We start from the raw sequence: 23,066 nt of genomic DNA, 5'->3' as shown, positions 1-23,066 counted from the left end.
TGTGTGACAAAGGCTGTGCTATATTAAGCCGATGAACATCAGGTTGTAAAAATGATCCAAAGGGGTACGGCGCATGAACGACGAATTACTGACTACGTTTGATGAACACGGAAATATTACCGGAACGGCTCCCCGCGGTGATGTGCACCGGCTGGGGCTGTGGCATGAAACCTTTCACTGCTGGCTGGTCAGCCGTGACCCCGGTACGGGCTTATCCATCTGGCTCCAGCTGCGCAGCGGGCAGAAACGCGATTACGCCGGTCTGCTGGATATTACGGCAGCCGGGCATCTGCTCTCCCATGAAACAACCGAGGATGGACTGCGGGAGCTCGAGGAGGAGCTGGGAATCACTGTACCTTTTACCTCTCTGCATCCGCTGGGCATTATTCCGTATACCATGGATACAGCAGGCTTCCTGGACCGCGAACGGGCCAATGTCTTCCTGCACGAAACCTCCTTGCCGCTGGAGGCCTTTCATTTGCAGCCCGAGGAAGTTGCGGGCCTTGTTACCGCCCGCTTTGATGACTTCCGCAGCCTGTGGGAGGGCAAGCTCTCTTCCATCCGGATCCGCGGCTTCCGTGTCGAAGGAGACAGCCGCATAACGATTGATGAGGAAGCCGGAACCGGCAGCTTTGTTCCGCATGAGCAGTCCTATTATAGGAAGATTATTGCAGGCATTGCGGCTGCATTTACTTAATTATACCAAATCACATCCTGAATCATGGAGATTGTTATGACTAGAACACGCCTCAGCAGGCCTTTTTACTTTTTATGGGGCACACAATCCGCAGCAAATGCGGCCGATGTCCTGTACATTATGGCTTTAACCGTGCTGGTGCTGGATCATACCGGCAGCCTGATCTCGGCGACACTGGTTCCCCTCTTCCGTTCCCTTTCCCAAATGCTGAGCGGCCTGCTTGCGCCGCTGCTGATTGAACGGTTCAGGCTGTCCCGCCTGCTTTTACTGTCACAATCCGGCCAATTCCTGTTCTTTGGCGCAATGGCGTTGTACCTTGGGACACAGGGCAGCAGCGCTTCCCTGGCTATCGTGTTCGTTCTGATCTTTGCCATGTCCTTTCTGGACGGGTGGACCGTTCCGGCGCGCAATGCGCTTGTACCACGGCTCACTGCCTCCCGGGAAGGGCTGCTCCGGGCCAACGGTCTGCTGTCGGTCAGTGATCAGATCGTACAGTTTGCCGGCTGGGGGCTGAGCGGCCTGATCATCGTCTGGATCGGCACGTCCTATACCCTCCTGCTGACAGCGGTTATCTATGCTGTGGCCGCCCTGCTGACCCTGCAGGTCAAGGAACCGCAGACGGCAAGTCCGGCAGACGCCGGTTCAGCAGTCCATGCTGAATCAGATGCTCCCCTTCCCTCTACACGTGCTGTGCTGTCTGAAGGCTGGAAGATCATCTGGCGTACGCCAAGCCTGAGGGCGCTTACCGCTATTGATGCTATCGATATGCTCGGGGGTTCGGTCTGGGTCGGTGCGTTTACCCTGATTTTTGTACAGCAGGCACTGGGACAGGGCGAGGAATGGTGGGGCTTCATTAATGCCGCCTATTTCGCCGGCACCATCGGCGGAGGATTCCTGGTCATCTCGGCGGTGCGCAGAATCGGCAGCAGTCTGCTGCGTTATATGCTGATCGGGATGGCCGGCTACGGGTTGCTTACCTTCCTGTATGCGGTCAATACCAATCTCATTCTTGCGCTTGCACTTGTCCTCCTGATGGGGCCCTTTGCCGAGTTGAGCATTGTGACCCGCCGGACACTAGTTCAACATAGCGTGGACAGCACACAGCTGCCCAAGGTATTGTCTGCCCAGGCGACCGTGCTTCACCTGTTCTTCTGCATCTCGCTGCTCGGGATGGCTTGGGCGGCCGAGACGTTCGGGATCGTCAAGCTTTATATTTTCGCAGCTGTTCTGACCTGCTTTGCCGTTGCTGTAGGAATGGTATACGCGAAATCCCTGCGGATAGCGGAAGAGCGTGAGCTTCACGGGCATTAAACAATTGAAGGTGCAAAAGGCCAGTTACACTGGGCCCATCTGCACCTTTTTTTCGTTTTCCCATATTAGATTAAAGCGTCAAAGTGGCCCTGCGAGTCAACCGTCGCCGTCCGCGGATCCGTCATGCCGATGCCTCTGAGGCCACCCTTCCAATCCATCCGTGAAAGCGGAGCCTGGCTCTGGGGAAAAAGGGATACCACATCAGCAGAAGCGGTACTCCCGACCTTTTGTGCGAGCTGTACCTCGAGCACCCGGATCTGCCGCTGCAGCTGCTCACGGCGGCTGGAGGACGCTACTCCGCTATCCTGCGCCGCATTCAGCTTTTCCAGCTCCATCATCAGCCGGTCCCGCCGTTTCTCCAGGGAACCGATATCACTCTGCGTGTCCCCGTAAGCCGTAAGTGCCTGTACTGAACTAATGCCTGCAACTGTCTGTACCGCCATAATGGCCCCCTCCGTTTCCTGGACTGAGTATGAAGTCCACCCGGTTCATTCAAAAGCTCTTTTCCTTTTATTACCCTGCCAGCAGCTTCATGACAACCCGGATACATTAGAATTTATGAGACAGGATGCTGAGGCCGCTCCTTACGCCATATCCAATGGTTTCCTTTGTAAAAACCGGACGGTTAGTTCATTCACCGTATCGGCGTGCTCCATCGTCAGGGAATGGCTTGCCCCGGCAATCAAGCGCTGGTATTCCATGCAGAAGAAGCAGCGGCTCCTTCCTTGGATCACCAAAACGGGTCACATATGTATCTCCGGATGCCGTCGCAATATAATATGACGTTCCTTCTAGCTCAAGGCACTCCAAGCTTTTCTCGTAACAAAGATAGTATTCTTCTTCGCCTGCTTCGGTTTTAAAGATTGATCCCATACACTACCCCTCATTAAAACGGATTAGATGGTTCGGCTTAATTTCACTTCAAAATCAGGTTTAGTCACATAGTCCATGTACTGCGTTTTCCCGTTAAAATCCAAATAAGCCTGATAACGCGCGCGGATGGCGGGGGCTGTAATCATCTCCAGCACCTGGTCCTTTGCGACCCAGCGGCAGTCTGAGGTCTCGTCCGATGTACGCAGTTCTCCGCCAACAGGCTTACAGATAAAATCCAGCATTACTTTCGTCGGTACAGTTGTTACGCCGTCATACCATTTATGAACGCCTGTATTGGAGACTACTCCATACAGCTGTGAGACGATAACGTCGATTCCGCTCTCCTCATTAATCTCCCTGATCAAAGCATCCAATAGGTTCTCGCCGATCTCCACCTGTCCACCCGGGCACACCCAGCCTCCACGATAAGTCTTCACCAAAAGGATCTGCCCCTCTTCATTCTCCACAATTCCGCTAACGGCAACAATATGCATTGGCCATACCATGAACATCCCTCCAATTCCTTTACTGATTATAGCAATTACTGGTATATGCATTCATATTAGTGAACAATTGCCATAAATCCTTTGAGATATTATTTCTGTAAAAAAAGAAGAACCGCCTCCCTCATCCGTTGATGTGGAGTACGGTCCTTCTGTCTGCGCACTGCTGTCCTGCAGAAGGGATGGCTTATTCAGCCTTGAGACACCCTTTACAGGCTCTCCATTCCCTTATTGACGATATAGGGGCCCGAGCCCAATGTGGAATGCTGATGATCTGCCGGCTGAGCCAGAGTTGGCGCACCGCCCTGCGGCACCGGCTTCGAGACATATTCGAAATGGCCGGTTCCATCCGGCAGCGGGCCGCTGGCCCAGCTGCCCTCGCTGCTCTCCTCGCCTTCGGAGAGGTTAAGGAACTGGCGGGTCGCCGGCTCCACCGTCAGCTCACGCGGGAAGGAGGCCGGGGCAATGACCCCCTCCATCTGCTCAATTTCAGCGATTGCCGCCTTCCACTGGTTCTGGTGCAGAATGTCGCGGGAGATCATAAAGGAGAGCATATCGCGGATGCCAGGGTCTGTCGTCTGTTCATACAACCGAACTACCTGGACTAGTCCTTGGGACTCCGCGTTAAGATTGGCCCGGAAATCCGCCAGCAAATTGCCGCTGGAGATAATATATTTACTGTTCCAAGGGTAACCGTTACTGTCGGTCGGAGCTGCACCCATGCCCGAAACGATTAAATGCTGCGGATTGGTTCCCCCAAGCACAGCTGCGAGCAGCGGGTCCTGGGCAGCAGCGTCCAGCTCGGCAGCCGGAGCGCCGTCCAGCAGCTGGGCGATCATTGTACACAGCATCTCGACATGGCCGATTTCTTCGGTTCCGATGTCCAGCAGCATGTCACGGTATTTCTGTTCGGCCCGGCAGTTAAAGCCCTGGAACAGGTACTGCATCATCACTGACATTTCACCGTATTGCCCGCCCAGCACCTCCTGAAGTTTACGGGCGTACACAGGATCAGGTCTCTCAGGCTTTGCCCGGTACTGGAGTTCCTTGATGTGATAAAACATAGTATGCATCCTCCTTGTACATGTGTGGTGTCTGATTTTTCCTAATTCAATTACCCGCTTCACCGGGAATCAATCAGACTACTTGACACGTCTACTCCATAACTTGATCAAATTCTAAGGTACTGTGAGGCTTTATCTCAGTACTTCAATACAATAAACCAGCAGTCCCGCTCCTCGCGGGACTGCTGGTTTATTGTGATAACATATTGCCTTACAAACTTCTAGCCTTAGAGGGCAGGCTCCAGCTCTTTATCCGGTACCATGATGCTGTTAACGGTTGTGCTGTTAATCCATGACAGCGCAAGCGTTCCTTCGCCCATATGTACACCTACAACGGGTACAAAGGTCATGATTTCCGTCCCGATGGAAGGTGACAATTCCTTAATGACTGATTCCAGGCTCAGCGCCTCTTCAATATTATTGGCATGCATAATGCAAATCTTCTGGATCTGCCGGATATCCTTATTGAGGGTTTCCAGCAAAACTTGCTTGGTCTTCTTGAAGGTGCGGATTTTGTCCACCACGACAATTTTGCCTGCATCGAACTTCAGCAGCAGATGAATCCGCATCAGCTGGCCCAGCAGCAGCTGAGAGCCGGAGAGCCGGCCGCTGCGGTGCAGCTGGCTCAGGCTGGCCGGGATCAGGTAGAAAGACATCTCTTTGATAATATCTTCGATTCTGTCCCTGATCTCGAGCGCAGAACAGCCTGCCTGCTGCCAGTGCACACCGCGGCGGATCATCTCTCGGATCGGATACGCACCGACTCTTGAATCGATGCCGATTACGTTAACGCCGGCAATATCTGCAGCCTGCATAGAGGTATGGAAAGTACCGCTGAGCTCAGAGGAGCAATGAATCGCAATAATTTCGTCATACTCTTCCTTCAGCCGCTCATATAGCTCCACAAATTCACCGATCGGCGGCTGGGAGCTTCCTGCCTTGTCGCTTTTACGCATTTTTTCATAGAATTGCTCAGCGCTGATATCTATATTTTCTTTGTAACATTCATTATTCACAATTAGACGCAGAGGAATAATATAGACATGGTTATTCCCGGCGAATTCAGAATCAATGGTGCTCGTGCTGTCGGTTACCCAGGCGATGGATTTCATAGTCATTACTCTCTTTCGTGAGGGATTTAATGTAACTCGGTAACGGCAGCCTTAACTACCTGCTTATGCGTAAATTATACAGGAACCCAAGCCTCCGTATAGTGTTCACGTGAATATTCCTGCACTTTTTTTCAACTAAATTCGACATAATTTCACATTATATATGACAGATATACCTATTAATGAACAGACAGTCTATGGTATGCATATACAAAAAAACGGATAAACACCTGCTATTTCAAAAGAAAAGAGCCGCACAATTTCTGTGCAGCCCTCCCCATAAATTCAGCCTTCAACCAATCGATGGAACGATAGATCGTCTCCTCTATATAACTAATAAAAGGACCATTCCCTCATCAGAAGATGTAGAGTATGGTCCTTTTCCCTGCTTGCGAAACAGATTTTGTTAGTCAAAAAGTGAAGTAAAGCCCAGCAGGGCAAGCAGAAGCACGCCGATGCCCAACAGGATGCCTCCTATGAGGAAATACTTGGCCTCCTGTTGAAAGGATGCCGTTCCGGGCCCTCCGGGTGCAGGCGGACCCGGCTTGGCTGTTACGCCTTCCAGACCGGTACGCCGTCCGGTTCTCGTCCGTTTGTAACCAATGATCATCAGCACGACACCGAGCAGACAAAAGAAGCTGCCGGGATAAACGAATGCCATCCACAGATCGTCCATGATCTACCTCCTTGTTTGGCTGTCTTTCTTAATACTAAACAATGTTGCACTCTGCCAAACAAGGAACAGTGAAATGATCTCTCGATCAATCAGCCAGGTTCTCAGAAAAAATATTCTCGCCATAACGTGCCCGTAATTGATTGGCCATACAAGGGAGTGATTTTGTACCATAGGCGATTCCATCAAGTCCAGTGTGTGCCGAGCCGTAAATGCCCATAATGCTCTCATTTCCCAGTATATCGAATTCACGGATAAAGTTTTCGGTCATCTTGTTTTCCCTGTATTCTCCTTCATAATATTTTTTGTAATAAAGCCGGCCTTGCTCGATCGCTTCTTTGGTTAAAGCATACTTCTCCGTTTTTGTCAGACCGTTCGCCTCAAGATAAGCCAAGAAACGGCTTCCGGTAGAATCATACTGATGCCCAACGTCTGTACCGTGGAAAATCGTCTCCGGACATTCGCTTTTTATTTGTTTGTAGAAATTCCTGGTATCCGGATTATAACTACGCGTTCCCTTCCAATCCTCATAAATCTCATCCAGAATATCATCATTGTCCGACTGCATCCAGACGTTCAAATATTCGGCGGTAAAATAGGACAGCTCGACGAACAAATGCCTCATGCCCTCGTTATGATAGTACTGAGACCATAGTTCAAATTCCTTGTCCAAAATCTCGGCTACGCCATGCGCCTCACCGTACAGATAGATGTTGCCGGATGCCTGGGCTGCAACAATAGTGGCTCTAGCCGGCTGCAGCGGCTTGCCCGGTGTCTTCCCTTCGGCGGAATTGCTGCAGGCTGCAAGACTGCCGGCCGCAAGTGCGATGATAAGGAGTAGCAGTAACGGGTGCAGAAATATCGTTTTTACTTTTGCTGGGCAGATAGGCTTTTCGTTATTCATTGGCAGGATTCAACCTTTCATATAAAATAATTCTATTTTATCCGCCAGCAATTGTACCACATATTGGAAATGTGTATAATGATGAAAGTAATAGAAATTAAGGGCACTGCTTCGCTAGCATCGCTAGAGACAACCCCGCTACTTGTAGCCGGGTTGTTTTTTTGTTTTTAGTACACTGAAAAGGTGGCGAATCCGTTTATGACCACAAAGGAAACAAGAGCCCTCCTCACGAAAGAAGACCTCACTAAGCAGTTCAAAGACTGCGGGCTCAAGCAAGGACAAACCGTTATGGTTCATGCATCGTTAAGCAAGCTGGGTTTTGTTATTGGCGGAGCCGAAACGTTCATCCGGGCGCTGCTTGAAATCGTCGGAGCAGAAGGAACCCTGATGATGCCGTCCCAGACGTGGAAAAATCTCGACCCTTCCACCGGCGTACACTGGGAGGAGCCCGCGGAGTGGTGGCCTGCCATCAGAGAGCACTGGCCTGCCTATGATAAAGAGGTAACCCCGGCTATTGGCATGGGCGTTGTAGCCGAAATGCTCCGCAAATGGCCGGGAGCCAAAAGGTCTGACCACCCGGCACGTTCTGTTGCGGCAGTAGGCAAACATGCGGCGTACTTAACGCAAGATCATGATTTGTGCAATATTTTTGGAGAGGGCTCTCCGCTGGATAAGCTGTATCAGCTGCAGGGTCACGTGCTTTTGGTCGGCGTCGGCTATGACAAAAATACTTCCTTGCATCTGGCAGAAACGCGGGCGGATTTCCCCGGCAAGAAGTTTTCCGAGGAGAGCAGCGCCATGATGGTTAACGGCAAGCGCGAATGGGTTACATACAGGACCCAGGCCGTGGATGATGAGGATTTTGTGCGGTTGGGCCAGCTCTATGATAATGAAAAAAAGGTGAAGCTTCATAAAGTCGGGAATGCCGACGTCCGGTTCCTGGAACAGCGTCCCTTGGTCGACTGGGCAACAGCCTGGATGGAGCGCAACAGAGTCTAGCTGTAAACGGTCGGGCTTTCTTTTTAGACAGCCAGCATTCAGTGAACGTTAAACCTTTTTTCGGGCGCGGTATTGCTGCGGCGTTACGCCCACACCAGAATAGGGCTAACGGCACTTTTGGCCCTGCCGATGAATGGATCATCTTGCAGAGCCAATTGATGTGGAAGCTGTTACGTTTTGATGATGTCTGCAACAATTATGATAGGAATGCAGTCAGCACCGCATGTGGCCCTAATAGCCAAGCGCTGAGTTTAAGGTTGAGCCGCTTGTAGCGTCTTGTTTTTACGCAATAGGAGTACCATTAGGTATTTCGGTATCCGGCTTTAATAGAATCACATCTCCTTTTTCCGGTACTCCTCCCAGAACTAACACCTCCGATTTGAATCCCGCAATGCGCCGGGGAGGGAAATTGACGATTCCTATTATTTGCCTCCCTACAATTTCATCAGCCTTGTAACGCTTAGTTATTTGTGCACTTGAAGATTTCATCCCGATCTCCGGTCCAAAGTCAATTTTAAGCTTTATCGCAGGGATCTTTGCTTCTTCAAAAAGCTCCGCTTCCTTAATTGTTCCGACACGAATATCCAGTGCTGCGAAATCATTGATCGTTGCCAACGTTTTGCCTCCTCCACTATAGTCCTTCACCACTGACGAAAATATCTCTCACGTTCTGTGGACAGAAACTAATGAGTTCCGCCCGGTGTTGCATTTTACCGCGCTGGGCGGAACGGCTGCAGGATTCGAATCCCTTCCTCGATGGATCCCTCCATCATTTCTAAGAGCCGGGGCACCAGTTCCTGCATCCGGGGGGCGCTCAGGTGCCGATTGAGAGCATCCCGGTTTTCCCAGCGCTCGTAGATGATGAATGTGCCAGGTTGGCCTTCTACCTCGTGAGCCTCGTAGTCAATGTTACCCTGGTCGTTGCGCGACGGGGTAACAGCAGCAGTCATGAATGCCCTCATCTCGGCTTCTCTCCCTGGCTTAGCTCTCGCCTCCCAGAGTACAGTAACGTAACGATTCTTTGTATCGTTCATGAAAAACCCTCCTAATTTATAAACATTTCGTATTTTTGGCTATGCGGTCCTTAATCGCAATTTGCAGTATGGCATCTTCTTCCTTACTCCGATTGGCTTGGCTGGTTTGTGATAGTTCTTCTAGAACGCAAGCCCCATCATCAGACCACCTGAAGATCCGCCAACAATAATGGCATGTTCAAACTTATTTTGCGGCATATTTCATTCCCCGTTTTAGTTTTCTGCCTAAGAGGATCTGTCATAATGCCCTGCCCGTTACTGCAGTTTCATCTGGCTGCGGAGCATCCGGTCGAGGAGTTTGTCTGGGAGAATACGCACCAGTCGGGTCAGCAGTGCCGAATCGCGTCCGGCCGTGTAGCGGGTTCGCGGCTTGCTTGCGTGGATAGCTCGTGAAACCACTTCAGCCACTTTCTCAGGGCGGATACCGTCCTTTGCCCACGATTCAGCCTGAACCTTCACGGCGTCAAAAAGACGATCATGGCGCCTGTGCTGATCGGGCGTCATCAACTTGGACAGCCGATCGGCTGTCGTAACCCCTTTCTCCGACAGGCTAGTGCTGACACCGCCCGGAGTAATCATGATGACCATGAGCCCGAACGAAGACATCTCCCTGCGGAGACTGTCATTGATCGCTTCCATCGCGTACTTGGCTGCAGAATAAATTCCGAAACCCGGCATGGAGATTTTGCCGCCAACGGATCCGATATTGACAACGCGTCCGCCGCTGTTCAGTAAGGCAGGAGTAAGCGCCTGAATTACCGCGACCTGACCGATTACACTGACTTCGATCTGACGGCGCAATTCATCGAGCGGAACCATCTCGAGAGGCGCATTAACGGCGATGCCTGCATTGTTAACCACTGCCCGCAAAGGGCGACCAAGCGGATCTTTCTCCACCCGTTCGGCCAGTGTCTTTAATGTATCGATATTGGTAACATCAAGGATCACCGGCTCGATATTTTTGCGTTTGATTTTATCGGCGTCTTCCTGACGGCGAACCCCCGCCAATACGTGAAATCCGTCAGCGGCGAGACGCTCCGCGGTAGCCTTGCCGATGCCGCTGGACGTACCTGTGACGACAACCAGTTCTTGAGTTTTGAATGACATCGTAACCCTCCTGAGTTTGATATGATATGGTTCACTGTATAGCACTGTTATACGGTTATTATAGCAGCGCTATACTTGATTGTATATAGCGGTGCTATAGTTTTTTTTCAAAACGTGCTGACTGGGGCTATGCTCAGATCCTCTAAACATAAGAAAGATCGCCTATCCAATCTGGAGCTCCAGATTGGATAGGCGATCTTTCTTATTCCTTTTCTAGATTAGGGCTTGCCTGGAGAGTCTCCAAGCTTTGGCATCGATTCCTCATTTTGAATCAGCGTCAGGCCTTTGGAGCAAAATGATCTGCATTACGCTTTCCCGAATGAGATCAACGACGTCGGGCTGGGGTGGGGGTGCCTTACGAATCTGGGACGTTACATACAGCCAAGAGGCCGTATTGGCGGAAGCCCAGACCAGATCAACCGCAGCCTGGGCTGGCACAGCCAGTTTGCCTGCTGAATCGACCCTCTGAACATTTTGCAAAAGTGCTTGGTACGACTGGTCTGCCGCCTCGATATGGGCGCCTTCAAGCAGCCGCCCCATCATCGCCGCATAAATCCGGGGACGGGCTGCCGCAAAGCGGACATAGTCATCCCATCCTTGACGAAGAGCCATCTCTGGAATGATGGACTCCACGGCGGCAATCTTGCTTTCAAATAACTGTTTGAACGCTTCCACTATTGCTGCACTCAGGAGTCCATCGGCATTGCCGAAATGATGGTAGAGTGTAGGAGCTGAAACCTGCGCGATCGCAGTTACTGCTCGCGTCGAAAATTGGGCTCCGCCCTCCTCCTCGAGTACCTTAAGAGCAGCAGCCAATATTTTATCATATGTGTTCATACGCCCATTATAGCAGTGCTATATGTGTATGTCCATAACGAAGGTTGGGTGATATCAACGCTTTATCACCACAAGCATAAATGTTTGTTATCTGGACGAGCGTGGAATACTGATTCCATTTTTAGTCGTATATGTACCATTTGAACTGGAATAATAAACAAGATATAGTGTTATTGCATAGGAGTTATGAAGGGGGTTAAATACTTTGAATGTTGAATTGTTAAAGGATCTTATTAAAGATGACCGGGGCAATTATTACGCAGCAGTCCACAAGGAAGGTAATGAGCTGACTTTGGTTAATGCGATGCTAGAGCGGTCTTACCAAGATTTATTGGAGTTTAATGAGGAATTCAAACAAAAGTATGCAGAGTACGAGCACCAGTTCATTGGTAAAATCATTATGGATAAGGTGCGGCACGACGTCGTATTCGCTTCCAAAGAGGACGGTCATGGCCGAATGCATGATTTGGGTAAGGTAATGAGCGAATACAGGGTTACGTTTATCGATATGATAGAATTTTACCGAAATCCTCGGACAGGACACCGATGACAGCGAAACCGATTAAACTTAGTGTTTTGGATCTGGTCCCCGTTTTTGATGAGGTCGATGCAACCTACGCACTGGGACAAGCTGTAAAGCTGGCTCAAGCAGCCGAAAGACTGGGCTATTTCCGTTATTGGGTGGCGGAACATCATGATATGCCAGGGCTGGCATGCACCTCAACGGATGTGCTACTATCGCATATCGGTGCAAAAACACATAGCATCCGTATCGGTTCCGGGGCATTGCTGTTGCCGCATTATAAACCTCTTAAAGTTGTAGAATCCTTTCATTTACTCGCTAGCTTGTACCCGGGACGAGTTGATCTTGGGTTAGGAAGAGCGCCGGGTGGTTCAGCTGAAGTCAGTCTTGCTCTCAGTGACAACTTTCTTGAAAATGTCTGGAAAATGCCAGAATTGCTCCGGGGAGTTTCCGAGTTTTTGCAGGGGAGCTATGAATATGAAGGACGTCGAATCACCGCCCGCCCAACTCCATCCCTATCACCAGAACTGTGGCTACTCGGTACAAATAAGAAAAGCGCAGCTTATGCAGCGGAGTTTGGAACAGGTTATGTTTTTGGCCAGTTTATGAGCGAAGTAGCCGGGGAGGAAGTATTGAGAGCTTACCGCGAAGCGTTTACTCCGTCAGCTCTTTCCCCCGTACCGCGAGCGATCGTTGCCGTTGGTGTCGTTTGCGCGGAAACAGAGGAGGAGGCAGAGCGGCTGGCATCCTCGGGTACAGCTTTGTTTCAACAAGAAGCTTCCGCAGGGGAAAGGGCTCCGCTTTCGGAGCGTAAGCTGCTGATAGGCACGCCTGAGAGTCTAAAGAAAAAGCTCGAACAGTTATCTCATTTGTATGGCGTTGATGAATTCATTGTCGTTACAATGATTCCCGACTATGGGAAACGGTTGCGTTCTTTTGAGCTGCTTGCCCGTACATGCTCAATGGCTTAATGCGTTTAATTATTAAAGCAGGTAGCATCCTCATGAGTAATTCAGCTTAGAGTAGTACTTCAGTTTAATTCTCGCATCCCGGAGCGCCCGCGCAGCTTCCGCTTGCATCTTGCAGAGCACCACCCAATCGTCCGCGAAGCGCCTCAGTCGGTACCTTCTGTACGTCATTTTATGATCGACGCAATTCAGGTGAATATTGGATTCGTGCTATCCAAAATATCAGTAAAACAAAATAAAAGGACCCGCACAGCCATCCACCGGCTGTGCGGGTCCTTCTACTATTTTACTTCGCCTGACGCTTCAGCAGCGCCAATCCGTTCACCGGCAGCTCAAGCTCTGCAGGAGCCTCAGCACCGGACTCCAGATCGGTATAACCGCGTCCGTCCAGCTTCACCGTCTGTGCTTCGCCGCTGAAGTTCTGCACGAATACATACTCGTTATCGCCGTCCGTACGCAGCTGTGCAGTCACGCCTACCGGCAGATCCGACTCCAGCGTGCGGGTGATTCCTGCTTTGGCAGTAATCGCAGCATACAGCTCCACGTAGAACGCCAGGTCTTTAACCCGGGTTGCCAGATGGTACGCTTCACCTGCGCCAAGCTTGTTAACGGTCAATGCCGGGCGTCCGGCATAGAAGTCGGCGCGGTAATGGCCGAGTGCTTCTGCGCCTTCCAGATGGATCAGTTCAGCGATTTCGTGAGCATCGTAGTCGCCGGACAAGCCCAGGGCGTTGCCGCTTTCCATTACCAGGCCGTTCAGATCACGGCTGTGCAGTCCTTCTGTCTCTTCTGCCCAGATGCCCAGCGTCTTGCGCAGCGGGCCAGGGAAGCCTCCCAGATGGCAAAGATCCGTCTCGCCTACAACTCCTGACCAGTAAGTCGCCAGGAAAGTACCGCCCTGCTCTACATACTGCTCAATGTTCTTCCCGTTCTCTTCGCTGATCAGGTACAGCATTGGAGCGATAACCAGCTTATAGCGGGACAGGTCGTCACCGGAGCCGACGATATCAACCGGAATGCCCTGCTCCCATAGCGCACGATAGTGCTGCAGTACCGTCTCTTCGAACTTCAGACCGGAATTGCGGATACCTTGGGCATCTTTGATTGCCCAGCGGTTGTCCCAGTCATACAAAATCGCTGTCTGAGCCGGTGTCGAGGTACCAACCACTTCAGTCAGGCCGGCCAGAATCTGGCCCACTTCAGCTACATCCTTAAATACGCGGGTTTCACCATGTCCGCTGTGATCCAGCACGGCACCGTGAAACTTCTCGCTGGAGCCGCGGCTCTTGCGCCACTGGAAGTACTGCACGGAATCCGAGCCGTGCGCTACCGCCTGCAGGGAAGACAGCTTATGCATGCCCGGGCGCTTCAGCTTGCTGACCGACTGCCAGTTGGTCAGGGATGGCGTGCTCTCCATCAGCAGGAACGGCTTATGCTTGAAGGTGCGGAACATATCGTGATGCATGGCTGTCCAGGCAGCCAGACGGGCATCATCGTTATCTTCGGTGTAGCCCCAGTCCGGGTAAGCATCCCAGGAAACGACATCGAGAATCTTGGCCATTTCGCGGTAGTCGATACCGTCAATCATGTGCATATTGGTCGTAATCGGCAATTCCGGATTGTAACTGCGCACTGCGGACATCTCATGGCTGCAGAAATTGATGGTCTGCTCACTGACAAACCGGCGCCAGTCCAGATTCAGGCCGTGAACCTGGGTCTCACCGTGCGGAGCCGGGGATTCAATCTGCTCCCAAGCCGTATACGTATGGCTCCAGAAGGTGGCCCACCAGGCATGGTTAACCTCTTCCAGACTGCCGTTATATTTCACTTTCAGCCAATCTCTAAAAGCATTCTGGCAGTAATCACAGTGGCATTCGCCGCCGAACTCATTGGAGATATGCCAGCCGATGACTGCCGGATGGTGGGCGTAACGCTCGGCCAGCTTGGAGTTGATCAGCGCTGTTTTTTCCCGGTAGACCGGGGAAGTGAAGCAGTGGTTGTGCCGGACGCCGTGCAGATTGCGTACGCGGTTGCGCTCTACACGCAGAACCTCCGGATATTTTGCAGACATCCAAGCTGGACGCGCGCCGCTCGGAGTCGCCAGAAAAGCAAAAATCCCGTTCTCGGCAAAGGTATCCAGTACATGATCCAGCCATTCAAACGTAAAGACGCCCTCTTCCGGCTCCAGGGACACCCAGGAGAAAATACCGACAGACATCACGTTACAGCCTGCCAGCTTCATCAGGCGGATATCCTCTTTAAAAACTTCCGGGTATTTCAGCCATTGCTCAGGATTATAATCGGCTCCATGCAGCATGACCGGGGCTTTGCTGCTGATTGCAGGGGATTTAAGACTCATAGTAGTAGATTCATCCTCTCATCATCTTCCGTGTCAGGATGGGACTTTTCTCTGATTACATTCGTTCAACATCCTTGTCCAAAACACGGATAATCATTTATACTATTTATAATATAGGATAACTACTATCAGACAGTAGGAATATACTCGCGACTGCATAGCACAAAATGAATATGAGGTGTATACTTTGCTCCCTTTTTCCCTGGTCGAGCTGCCCCGGCAGCCTGATGAATTTCCGCTCTATCCTTACTCTGTAGGCCATCATATCCAGTACCATCATGTCCGTCCCTCCGGCTTCCCTGTGCACCAGGTGTTCCTGATCCGAAGCGGCAGCGGGCTGTTCCGAGATCTTACAGACGGCACCGAAACGGTGCTTAGTCCGGGGATGGTATTTGCTTTTCCTCCTGACCGGGGGCATGAATACTATCCGCTGTCCCATGAGCCGTGGCATCTGGCTTTTATCGGCTTTGACGGCAGCCAGTCTTCCGCAGTACTGGAAGGACTGCGCCTGCTGCCCTCTGTTCCTGTAATGGCCGAGCGGTTTGAGGAGTGCTGGGACATGATTGCCGGAATTTGGCATACCGTGGACCGGAATAACGCCGCCCGGCTGGATGAACAGACCATGCAGGAGCTGTCCGTCACCCTGTACAGGCTGCTGCTGATGCTGCGCCGGGGCGATTCCTCCCTTAGCCAGACTGAACGGCCGGAGACCGAAACCGTCCGTAACGAGGCGCTGCAAAAAGCTGTCAGTCTGATCAACGAGCACTTTACCGAACCGCTGCTGATTGCCAATCTTGCTTCTGCGGTCGGCTACTCAGTGCAGCATTTCCAGCGCCTGTTCCTGCAGGAGTACGGTGTCACACCGCATAAATACCTGCAGAACCTGCGGCTGCAGCGGGCACTGCAGATGATTACCGAAAGCCCCGAGCGGCCGGTGCAGGATCTGGCGCTGAACGTGGGCATGGAGACGAATTATTTTATCCGGGTATTCCGCAAGACTTACGGGTGTACCCCGGGTGTTATGCGCAGCCGGCTTGCGGGAGAGCGCGATCATTGAGAGTGATCATACTGGTTGAGCCTTTAAAACAAATTAACAAGATAAGAGGGGGAAGGCATAATGACTCAGGACGAAGTATTGCAGGGCGGTAATGTTAATCTTATTGTCCGTAAAGAGAATACAGTTCTCCGCCCCACTGGTTATTGGAGTCCGTCTGTTCACCGGCTTCTTAAACATTTAGAAAAGCAAAGCTTCGAGGGAGCACCAAGATTTCTGGGAATCGATGAATCTAATCGGGAAATATTAACATTCATTTCAGGGGAAGTTCCAGGAAATGATTACCCCAACCTTGAGCCTTACATGTGGTCGGATGATACACTTGCGGGTTTAGCACGTCTTTTATGCTGTTTCCATGATGCGACGGAAGGCTCTCCTCTCATGACACAGGGAAAATGGCAGCTTAGCTACAGTGATGATCATGATTACGATGTGATATGTCATAATGACGCTGCGTTGTATAATGTGGTCTTTCAAAAGGGGACTCCCGTGGCGTTGATTGATTTCGATATGGCTGGACCAGGTCCGCGAATGTGGGACATTGCGTACTCCCTTTATACCTCGGTTCCGCTTGCCAGCTTCTCACCTGACTATGCCTCGGGAAAAACAGTAGAGTATCAAACAGATCTGCACGCTTTGGAGCGCAGCCGGCGAATTCAATTATTTTTTGAAGCGTATGGGATTCCCGTCCCTAATGACCTGCGTGGGTGGATTGTTAAGCGATTGACAACCTTGTGTGATACATTGAGAAATGGTGCCGCTGAAGGAAATCCCGCTTTCCAAAAAATGGTTGATGAAGGACACTTGGCTCACTATGAAAGCGAGATTCAATTTATAACCGATCATTTCAAGGATTGGATATAGAATTAAGTATTTCGCTATTTTGGAATCATTAATACGCAAAAAGGCATCGTGATAAATCGTCCCTGCTATAAGGGTTACAGCGTTTAAAATACACACTTAAGAGGAGGCGAATGATATGACACTAATGCCTGTTATTGTAATGATCCTTGTATTTGTACCTGCTATCATTCTCATGGTGAGCATGCCTTATTTGACAAAAGAGACGATTAGCTTTGGGGTCACCGTCAGCGATGTACAATTCTACAGTGAGCCTCTGCGCCAGATGCGGAGGTCATATGCTACGATTAGTGCTACCTTGCATACCATCCTATTCATTATTTGTATCATCTGCCTAATATACAGTGATGATCGTTCCAAGCAACAAAGTTGGATTATTGTCGCTTATTCATTCGCCATGGTCCTAATCTCCCTAATCATAAACATCAGCTATTATTTCAAAACAAAAAGTTCACTGGCTGTGCTGCTTATTGCTGAGGAACCATCGATCATGGCAATGGACACTGGATATCGGAAAAGAAACATTGGCTTGTCTAATAAATGGTTCCTCCTTCATGCTTTAATTATTGTTGTTAGTATTGTAACTGTGCTAGCCAACTACGATCTGATTCCTGATCAGATTCCGATTCATTACAACGGCAGTTGGACCGCAGACCGCTATGCAGCTAAAACATATAGTTCTGTTTTTATGCCTACGATAATGCAAGTGTTCACAACACTTTTGTTCGTATTTGAAAATTGGAGTATCCGCAGAGTGAAGCAGCAGCTTCAACTAACTAATCCTAACCGTTCCATCCGACAAGCTGTAACGTTCCGCAATACTTGGTCATGTTTTATGATTACGGCAGGCTTCTTAATAGTTATCCTGCTTTCCGTCGTGCAACTAAACATGACTTCTCTGCTTAGCACCTATATCACTATCCCCATTGTCCTAATCATAATAGCCCTTATCATCCTATACGCCTTCGCCTTATCGTTCTGGGCTGGTCAGGGAGGAAGCGACTTGGAGCAATCTACCGATCGCCCCAATGTCAGACCTGTCCATGATCATGATAAATGGAAATTAGGCATGTTTTATTTCGATCGCAAAGATCCAAACCTTATTGTCGAGAAAAGGTTCGGAGTCGGCTGGGGATTAAATTTCGGTCACCCATTAATCTGGCTGATTTGTCTCGGAATGATTGTACTGTTTGTAGCCATGTAGTAACCAGACTTGGAGGTACTCGCCTGAGTATTAGTTAAAAGGAGATAAGTAGAGGTTTTATGTGAATTAATGTTTCCTGTGAGTTTACTAGATCCTGATGTTTAACTTCATAGTCCAAGAGGTTCCAGATAACCCAAAATACTCAAATCCAAGTTTTTCATATAACCGGACTGCTGCTTGATTCTCTGGGTCAACGCTTAAAGAAAGTGATTTATAACCATCGGATATTGCTTGTTGAATGATGTCTTGCATGAGTCTCATTCCTAACCCCAGCTGTCTATAGTTAGATAGTATAGCAATGCCTAGTTCTGGGGTTTCACAATCAATAAACCCATAGCCTTTATTCCTCTCGTCAAATAATCTATACCATGCAGCACCTACAGGTATATTGTCAATCAGAGCTACTAAAGCCATATCACCTTTTCTTCCCCAATTCTCACTATACTTCATAATATGCGGGGCATTCAAAAGCTCATGTTTCGATGGCGTCCCTTCTAAAATATATATGGACTCATAATGCATATCCATAAGAAAATCATATTCTTTTTGTTCCAATGGTCTTACATATATCATAGGCTCACCTCTTTGCACCTTATTCTAATTTCAATCATGCATATGGTCAAAGGAACGTTTAACTTTATTCGATTCTTCTGGTTGTTAGCTTTTAGAGCTTGATCATCGAGAGCCACAGCGGCAGTATACTGCGGTAAATAAATTCAGTTACTATAAAAAGATAGCACTATTGAATTAAAACAAAATATCCTATAATTTAACTGAAGGTAGATTTATGTTGTGCGTTGTCTATAATTAAGAGGTGAAAATATGAATCGCTGTTCTAATTGTCAAAACACAAACATCAAACAGATAAGTTCATTTCATACAAGACTCTTACTTTCCATCTACTTATTTTTAAATTTTTACTTTTTTACAGGTGCCATTGATTACGGAGCTTTGATTGCTATAATTCCTGTTTTTATTCCTTATTCATACAAATGCTCTAACTGTAATAAAAGATTTTTCGGATTGCCCAGAATTAATTTAAATAACTTTTGGGTAGGAAATAATAACGATATATATTTACTTGCGATGTTACCTTCAATACTAATAATTACACTCCTAATACTGACCTTCCCATATACAGGACTAGGACGTATAATTTATTTACCAATTATATACTTTCTCAACAGCGTGATTGTCCTTTTATATTTATTTTTATTTAGAAAACGCAATGGAGCATTGAACCTTTTTATACGGGTATCGTTATTAATTGTAACTGTGATTCTTTCTGTATGGTTATATCCTCAAGAAGACGGTGTTGGGATATTAAAAATGATTTTTACATAAAAACTCGAACCGTGTCATACTTCGAAGGAGTAAACTGGAACATTTGCGAAATTGAGCATGTTGGAAGTAACTCAGTTCCTGGTTTAGCAGCAAAACCTATTATCGATATGGACGTTGTGGTGGTTCTTTCGATATCAACCTCAAGAACACAATCCCCAATATTCATCTGCTTCATTATGCACCTCATTTTACACAGCCTTCACCAGTCCGATTTGTAATTTCTGTCTCTGCCAATCTCTTCATAAAAGTGTTCCAGGATAGGGAGATATCCTCACTGCTCACAAACATCGCGTAAAGACCACCGTCCCCCTCGGGAATCGTGGCGCACATTTCATACCCATAAGCTTTACCGGGAGTGCTTGGCATCTGCTTCACATTGCCGCTGCGTCAGGCTCGTCAATCCCATCAGTTCCGATATTTTATTGATAGTAAAAGATCTGTTCATATCCGTCCTCCTTTCCAATACGTATGTAGTTGTCTGAATTTACCGCTTCTTCTTGCAGATTCTTAGGTAGCTTAGGCTTAGCCTAATAGAAAAGCGCATCAGGCTCGCCCTCTCCTCTTCAGCTCATTTACAACAGGCATTACAGGAGGGCTGATCTCAGCAGGAATATCATCAATATCAAAATAACGGTATTCTCTGCTTTCATTATCTACAGAGATTTCTCCGTAAACATTATTGCTTGAGTACACTACATCAACGATATATACTTCATCTCCGTTTGGATAGACATAGTGCAGTTCTTGTCCTGAAAACACACCAAAAAGACTAACCTCACCCACACTTAAACCGGTCTCCTCAAGCAGTTCTCTGCGTGCTGTTTCTGCAGTATCTTCACCGAGGTCAACGGCTCCCCCCGGAAAACACCAGCATCCGTTATCGTTTCTTTTTAGCATTAAAACCTGGTTTAACTCATTAAATACAATAATACTGGCACCACATAGCAGTAATGGCTTGTGTCCAATTAATTTTCTCATAGTCTTAACGTATTCCGTCATAGACAGTAATCCCTCCCGGATATGTCACTTTGCACTTCTGGTTTAATATATAAAAATAGCACCATACTCTTCAATGATGAAGAATATAGTGCTGTTTATATTTTACAATAAGCCAGTTACCTTCTATCAGATGGCACAGCAGACAGAGGCCTGCGTCTCCAGAGCCGGACCAATCAGCCGGGCGACATCCAGATGGGCCGGGTGTATAAGGTATTCCTCCATGTCTGCTAAAGAAGCAAACCTGGTGATCAGGATCAAATCATAGGCTGAAGGGCCGGGACGAACGTTAGCATCGACCTGAATATCGAGAAGAACCTCTATTTTTCCTCTCATGCCCAGCAGAACGGTCCGAATATGCTCAATATGCTCAGGGCTCCGGTCCTTCAGCTTTAACAGCACATGATTCACTATCATTGTTGCTCCCCCTCGTTTCTTATATGATCAGACAGCCGTATCGCAAGCTGCTTAATCTTATGTTTACTTATCTCAAAATAAAAATCCAAATAGAGCGGGTCCGGGAGACCTGTTTTGTCGAAATCCCTGTCAACCTTAAAAACGACTATGGTTTCTTCCTCATCCTGTTTATCCTTTATGGGTTCAAGCGTTATGTTAGCAGCAAAGTGATGTTCGGCACTCCATTTTGATATAGCGGCTTTGCCGGCCCACTCTTTGCCTTCATCGAATACAAGGGCATCTTCTGAAAAACAGTCGGCATATGCCTTTGGATCCGGTTTATTGGCAGCAACTATAAAATCCTGTATAACCTGCGGAAGCAGATTAGGCTTCATAAGATCAGCTCCTTTTTCCTTTTGTTACACGGTGCGGATGGTTCCGCCGTCAATGACATACTCACAGCCGGTAATATAAGAGGCTCTGTATGACGCGAGAAAAGCCGCAAGCTCGGCAACCTCCTCAGGCTTGGCAGGCCGGCCGAGGGGAATGCCGCCAAGCTCGTCCATTAATTGCTGCCGGGCAGCGGTATAGTCTGTTCCGGCTTGTTCGGCCATTCTCGCGATTAAGCGTTCTGCCGCTTCTGTCTCAGTAAATCCCGGAGCAAGTGTATTGATTCTAATCCCTTTGGGGCCGAACTGGGTCGCCAGGTTCTTACTGTAATTCACAAGCGCAGCTTTGGCAGCCGAATAAGGCATAGTCATGATGCCGGGAAGCTTACGTTGAATCGAAGAGATATGGACAATAACTCCGCTTTGCTGTTCGGCCATGTAAGGCAAGAATCCGCGGTCGAGCCGGACCGAAGAAAACAGGTTGGCAGTAAATGTCGTTTGCCAATCTTCATCCGTTAAAGCTAAAGCCCCTGCTGTACTTGTAGAGGAACCGCCCACATTATTAATCAAAATATCCAGACCGCCGAGCTGCTCTAGCGTCTGCTGAACGATATGATCCACGCCTTCCGGAATGCTCACATCTGCCTGAATGAACCCTGCCCCCTCTGGTAATGCCTCTGGTACGGATCTTGCCGTAGCTATAACCTCAGCTCCTGCTGCATGCAGACGCTTCACGATCGCGAGGCCGATTCCCCTGGTGCCGCCGGTCACCAGTGCCCTTTTACCTGCAAATTCTTTACTCATTTGAAGCCTCCCTGGTATGTTTTAAATACAAGGCTAGTGTAATCAACAGAACCTGACAGCTGCGTGTCCAGTTATCCTGAATATTTTTGGGCCATTGTGGCTGTGCGGGCTTTCATCTCCAGCCTGAGAGTTTCCGGCTCCATAACCTCCAGTAGGTCTCCATAGGAAAGAAGATATTGAACAAGCCATTCTCCGGAGGGCATATCTGATATGACCAGGAAAGACCCGTCTTCCTGTTTCAAAATGTCCTCTTCCTTAAACTCATCCACGATGCGATAGGCTCCTGCCGGTTCTATATTTAATACCAAACGGATTCTCGGGCTTTCATTAACCTTAATCTCTTCAACGGAAGTCCCTGCAGAATCTATCCGCACCTGTTGAAACTCTAAGAGACCGGTCCCCTCCCCTTCTAAAAGCTGTACATTCGACATCCTGGTAATCTTGAAGGTTCTTGGAGCACCGTTTTCAAAGCTGTAGGCTTCTACGTACCAGGATCTATTCTTAAACAGCAGCTTCACTGGTGCAGCTCTCCGGCTCTTTTGTTCCCCGGCAGCACTGAAGTAGGTAAATGTAATCATTTTATGCTCCAAAATGGCCTGTTTCAGCAGTGTATACAGCTCTTTTTGCTTTTGCCCGCTCCCCCATGGCGAGAAATCAACTTCAATCCAGCTGGTGCTGTTTTTTCTGAACAAGCTGCTTAGCTTCAAAAAGACATCGTCAGAATCAGGCAACCGGGCTGCGGACAAGCTCTGCAGGGCAAACAGGATCTCATCCTGCTCCTTATCGCTAAGCAAAGATTTGTTCAGGACAAACCTGTCCGTAAGGGAAATGCCTCCGCCTTTCCCCTGGCTCGTATAGACCGGAATTCCCGCCTGGCTTAAGGCTTCTACATCCCTGTAGACTGTTCTGACCGACACCTCGAACCGCTCAGCCAGCTCCGGTGCGGTAACCGTCCCCTTCTCCAGTAAAATATACGTCATTTGAAGCAGTCTGCTAATCTGCATTCGCTCACCTCTTAGCTTTTAGTATAAACAAAAAACTTGACAGGATTATG

Annotated in this window: 26 protein-coding genes; 9 read left to right on the top strand and 17 right to left on the bottom strand. The window is 48.9% G+C overall.

Annotation, left to right across the window (positions count from 1 at the left end; genetic code table 11):
* The first annotated feature begins 73 nt into the window (after positions 1-73).
* Together BLR64_RS07855 and BLR64_RS07850 are read left to right on the top strand one after the other, a co-directional pair.
* Positions 74-697, top strand: coding sequence for an NUDIX hydrolase (locus tag BLR64_RS07855; RefSeq protein ID WP_090713593.1), 624 nt, complete (start codon positions 74-76; stop codon positions 695-697).
* A 36-nt stretch (positions 698-733) separates the two neighbouring features.
* Entirely contained in the window at positions 734-2,008 is a 1,275-nt protein-coding gene (locus BLR64_RS07850; protein ID WP_090713592.1) for an MFS transporter, read from the top strand.
* 65 nt (positions 2,009-2,073) lie between these two features.
* On the opposite strand, the gene BLR64_RS07845 is transcribed toward BLR64_RS07850, so the two are convergent.
* The 6 genes from BLR64_RS07845 to BLR64_RS07815 all read right to left on the bottom strand — a co-directional run bounded on the left by BLR64_RS07845 (position 2,074) and on the right by BLR64_RS07815 (position 7,137).
* Entirely contained in the window at positions 2,074-2,451 is a 378-nt protein-coding gene (locus BLR64_RS07845) for a hypothetical protein (RefSeq protein ID WP_090713591.1), read from the bottom strand.
* Positions 2,452-2,904: 453 nt separating this feature from the next.
* Entirely contained in the window at positions 2,905-3,387 is a 483-nt protein-coding gene (locus BLR64_RS07835; protein ID WP_090713589.1) for an NUDIX hydrolase, read from the bottom strand.
* Positions 3,388-3,593: 206 nt separating this feature from the next.
* Positions 3,594-4,448 carry a manganese catalase gene (locus BLR64_RS07830; RefSeq protein ID WP_090713588.1) on the bottom strand — a complete coding sequence of 285 codons (855 nt, stop codon included), beginning with the start codon at positions 4,446-4,448 and terminating at the stop codon, positions 3,594-3,596.
* A gap of 227 nt (positions 4,449-4,675) precedes the next feature.
* Entirely contained in the window at positions 4,676-5,560 is an 885-nt protein-coding gene (locus BLR64_RS07825; RefSeq protein ID WP_090713587.1) for a DegV family protein, read from the bottom strand.
* Between the two features lie 406 nt (positions 5,561-5,966).
* The gene (locus BLR64_RS07820; RefSeq protein WP_090713586.1) at positions 5,967-6,236 is read right to left on the bottom strand and encodes a hypothetical protein; all 270 of its coding nucleotides are present in this window, start codon (positions 6,234-6,236) and stop codon (positions 5,967-5,969) included.
* Positions 6,237-6,321: 85 nt separating this feature from the next.
* Complete coding sequence (locus BLR64_RS07815; protein ID WP_090713585.1) at positions 6,322-7,137, bottom strand: hypothetical protein; 816 nt, start codon at positions 7,135-7,137, stop codon at positions 6,322-6,324.
* A gap of 198 nt (positions 7,138-7,335) precedes the next feature.
* Here BLR64_RS07815 and BLR64_RS07810 point away from each other — a divergent pair, with 198 nt between their 5' ends.
* On the top strand, positions 7,336-8,136 hold the full coding sequence (locus tag BLR64_RS07810; RefSeq protein WP_090713584.1) for an AAC(3) family N-acetyltransferase: 801 nt from the start codon (positions 7,336-7,338) through the stop codon (positions 8,134-8,136).
* Between the two features lie 282 nt (positions 8,137-8,418).
* On the opposite strand, the gene csaA is transcribed toward BLR64_RS07810, so the two are convergent.
* The 4 genes from csaA to BLR64_RS07790 all read right to left on the bottom strand — a co-directional run bounded on the left by csaA (position 8,419) and on the right by BLR64_RS07790 (position 11,114).
* The gene (gene csaA / locus BLR64_RS07805; protein WP_090713583.1) at positions 8,419-8,751 is read right to left on the bottom strand and encodes a chaperone CsaA; all 333 of its coding nucleotides are present in this window, start codon (positions 8,749-8,751) and stop codon (positions 8,419-8,421) included.
* Between the two features lie 95 nt (positions 8,752-8,846).
* The gene (locus BLR64_RS07800; RefSeq protein ID WP_090713582.1) at positions 8,847-9,170 is read right to left on the bottom strand and encodes a putative quinol monooxygenase; all 324 of its coding nucleotides are present in this window, start codon (positions 9,168-9,170) and stop codon (positions 8,847-8,849) included.
* Between the two features lie 255 nt (positions 9,171-9,425).
* A complete protein-coding gene (locus BLR64_RS07795; RefSeq protein WP_090713581.1) occupies positions 9,426-10,277 on the bottom strand; it encodes an SDR family NAD(P)-dependent oxidoreductase in 852 nt (283 codons plus the stop codon).
* A gap of 261 nt (positions 10,278-10,538) precedes the next feature.
* A complete protein-coding gene (locus BLR64_RS07790; protein WP_090713580.1) occupies positions 10,539-11,114 on the bottom strand; it encodes a TetR/AcrR family transcriptional regulator in 576 nt (191 codons plus the stop codon).
* A gap of 205 nt (positions 11,115-11,319) precedes the next feature.
* Here BLR64_RS07790 and BLR64_RS07785 point away from each other — a divergent pair, with 205 nt between their 5' ends.
* Together BLR64_RS07785 and BLR64_RS07780 are read left to right on the top strand one after the other, a co-directional pair.
* Positions 11,320-11,664 carry a hypothetical protein gene (locus BLR64_RS07785; protein WP_090713579.1) on the top strand — a complete coding sequence of 115 codons (345 nt, stop codon included), beginning with the start codon at positions 11,320-11,322 and terminating at the stop codon, positions 11,662-11,664.
* Positions 11,661-12,608 carry an LLM class flavin-dependent oxidoreductase gene (locus BLR64_RS07780; protein WP_090713578.1) on the top strand — a complete coding sequence of 316 codons (948 nt, stop codon included), beginning with the start codon at positions 11,661-11,663 and terminating at the stop codon, positions 12,606-12,608. The genes BLR64_RS07785 and BLR64_RS07780 overlap by 4 nt, the downstream gene beginning before the upstream one ends.
* A 283-nt stretch (positions 12,609-12,891) precedes the next feature.
* Here the strand turns inward: BLR64_RS07780 and BLR64_RS07775 are convergent, their stop codons facing one another.
* A complete protein-coding gene (locus BLR64_RS07775) occupies positions 12,892-14,964 on the bottom strand; it encodes a beta-galactosidase (protein ID WP_090713577.1) in 2,073 nt (690 codons plus the stop codon).
* A 187-nt stretch (positions 14,965-15,151) separates the two neighbouring features.
* Here BLR64_RS07775 and BLR64_RS07770 point away from each other — a divergent pair, with 187 nt between their 5' ends.
* The 3 genes from BLR64_RS07770 (at position 15,152) to BLR64_RS07760 (ending at position 18,083) form a co-directional block, all read left to right on the top strand.
* Positions 15,152-16,021 (top strand): AraC family transcriptional regulator, encoded by an 870-nt coding sequence (locus BLR64_RS07770; RefSeq protein ID WP_090713576.1) that lies wholly within the window; start codon positions 15,152-15,154, stop codon positions 16,019-16,021.
* Positions 16,022-16,081: 60 nt separating this feature from the next.
* Entirely contained in the window at positions 16,082-16,882 is an 801-nt protein-coding gene (locus BLR64_RS07765) for an aminoglycoside phosphotransferase family protein (protein ID WP_208607147.1), read from the top strand.
* Positions 16,883-16,997: 115 nt separating this feature from the next.
* Entirely contained in the window at positions 16,998-18,083 is a 1,086-nt protein-coding gene (locus tag BLR64_RS07760; protein ID WP_090713574.1) for a DUF1648 domain-containing protein, read from the top strand.
* 87 nt (positions 18,084-18,170) lie between these two features.
* On the opposite strand, the gene BLR64_RS07755 is transcribed toward BLR64_RS07760, so the two are convergent.
* Positions 18,171-18,656 (bottom strand): GNAT family N-acetyltransferase, encoded by a 486-nt coding sequence (locus tag BLR64_RS07755; RefSeq protein WP_090713573.1) that lies wholly within the window; start codon positions 18,654-18,656, stop codon positions 18,171-18,173.
* 716 nt (positions 18,657-19,372) lie between these two features.
* On the opposite strand from BLR64_RS07755, the gene BLR64_RS30745 reads away from it, so the two are divergent.
* The gene (locus BLR64_RS30745) at positions 19,373-19,645 is read left to right on the top strand and encodes a GrpB family protein (RefSeq protein ID WP_090713572.1); all 273 of its coding nucleotides are present in this window, start codon (positions 19,373-19,375) and stop codon (positions 19,643-19,645) included.
* A gap of 325 nt (positions 19,646-19,970) precedes the next feature.
* On the opposite strand, the gene BLR64_RS07745 is transcribed toward BLR64_RS30745, so the two are convergent.
* The 5 genes from BLR64_RS07745 to BLR64_RS07725 form a co-directional block, all read right to left on the bottom strand.
* Positions 19,971-20,426: an NUDIX hydrolase gene (locus BLR64_RS07745; RefSeq protein ID WP_090713571.1), complete on the bottom strand. Its 456-nt coding sequence runs from the start codon at positions 20,424-20,426 to the stop codon at positions 19,971-19,973.
* Positions 20,427-20,552: 126 nt separating this feature from the next.
* Positions 20,553-20,840, bottom strand: a complete 288-nt coding sequence (locus tag BLR64_RS07740; RefSeq protein ID WP_090713570.1) for a Dabb family protein — start codon at positions 20,838-20,840, stop codon at positions 20,553-20,555.
* Positions 20,837-21,214, bottom strand: a complete 378-nt coding sequence (locus BLR64_RS07735) for a Cif family virulence factor (RefSeq protein ID WP_090713569.1) — start codon at positions 21,212-21,214, stop codon at positions 20,837-20,839. The genes BLR64_RS07740 and BLR64_RS07735 overlap by 4 nt, the downstream gene beginning before the upstream one ends.
* A gap of 24 nt (positions 21,215-21,238) precedes the next feature.
* Entirely contained in the window at positions 21,239-22,012 is a 774-nt protein-coding gene (locus BLR64_RS07730) for an SDR family oxidoreductase (protein WP_090713568.1), read from the bottom strand.
* A gap of 71 nt (positions 22,013-22,083) precedes the next feature.
* Positions 22,084-23,016, bottom strand: a complete 933-nt coding sequence (locus BLR64_RS07725) for a helix-turn-helix transcriptional regulator (protein ID WP_090713567.1) — start codon at positions 23,014-23,016, stop codon at positions 22,084-22,086.
* Positions 23,017-23,066: the final 50 nt, after the last annotated feature.

The sequence above is a fragment of the Paenibacillus typhae genome (assembly GCF_900099765.1).
Classification (GTDB): domain Bacteria; phylum Bacillota; class Bacilli; order Paenibacillales; family Paenibacillaceae; genus Paenibacillus_AQ; species Paenibacillus_AQ typhae.
The sequence above is the reverse complement of the archived record's forward strand: the minus strand, read 5'-3'. Positions and strand labels throughout refer to the sequence as shown.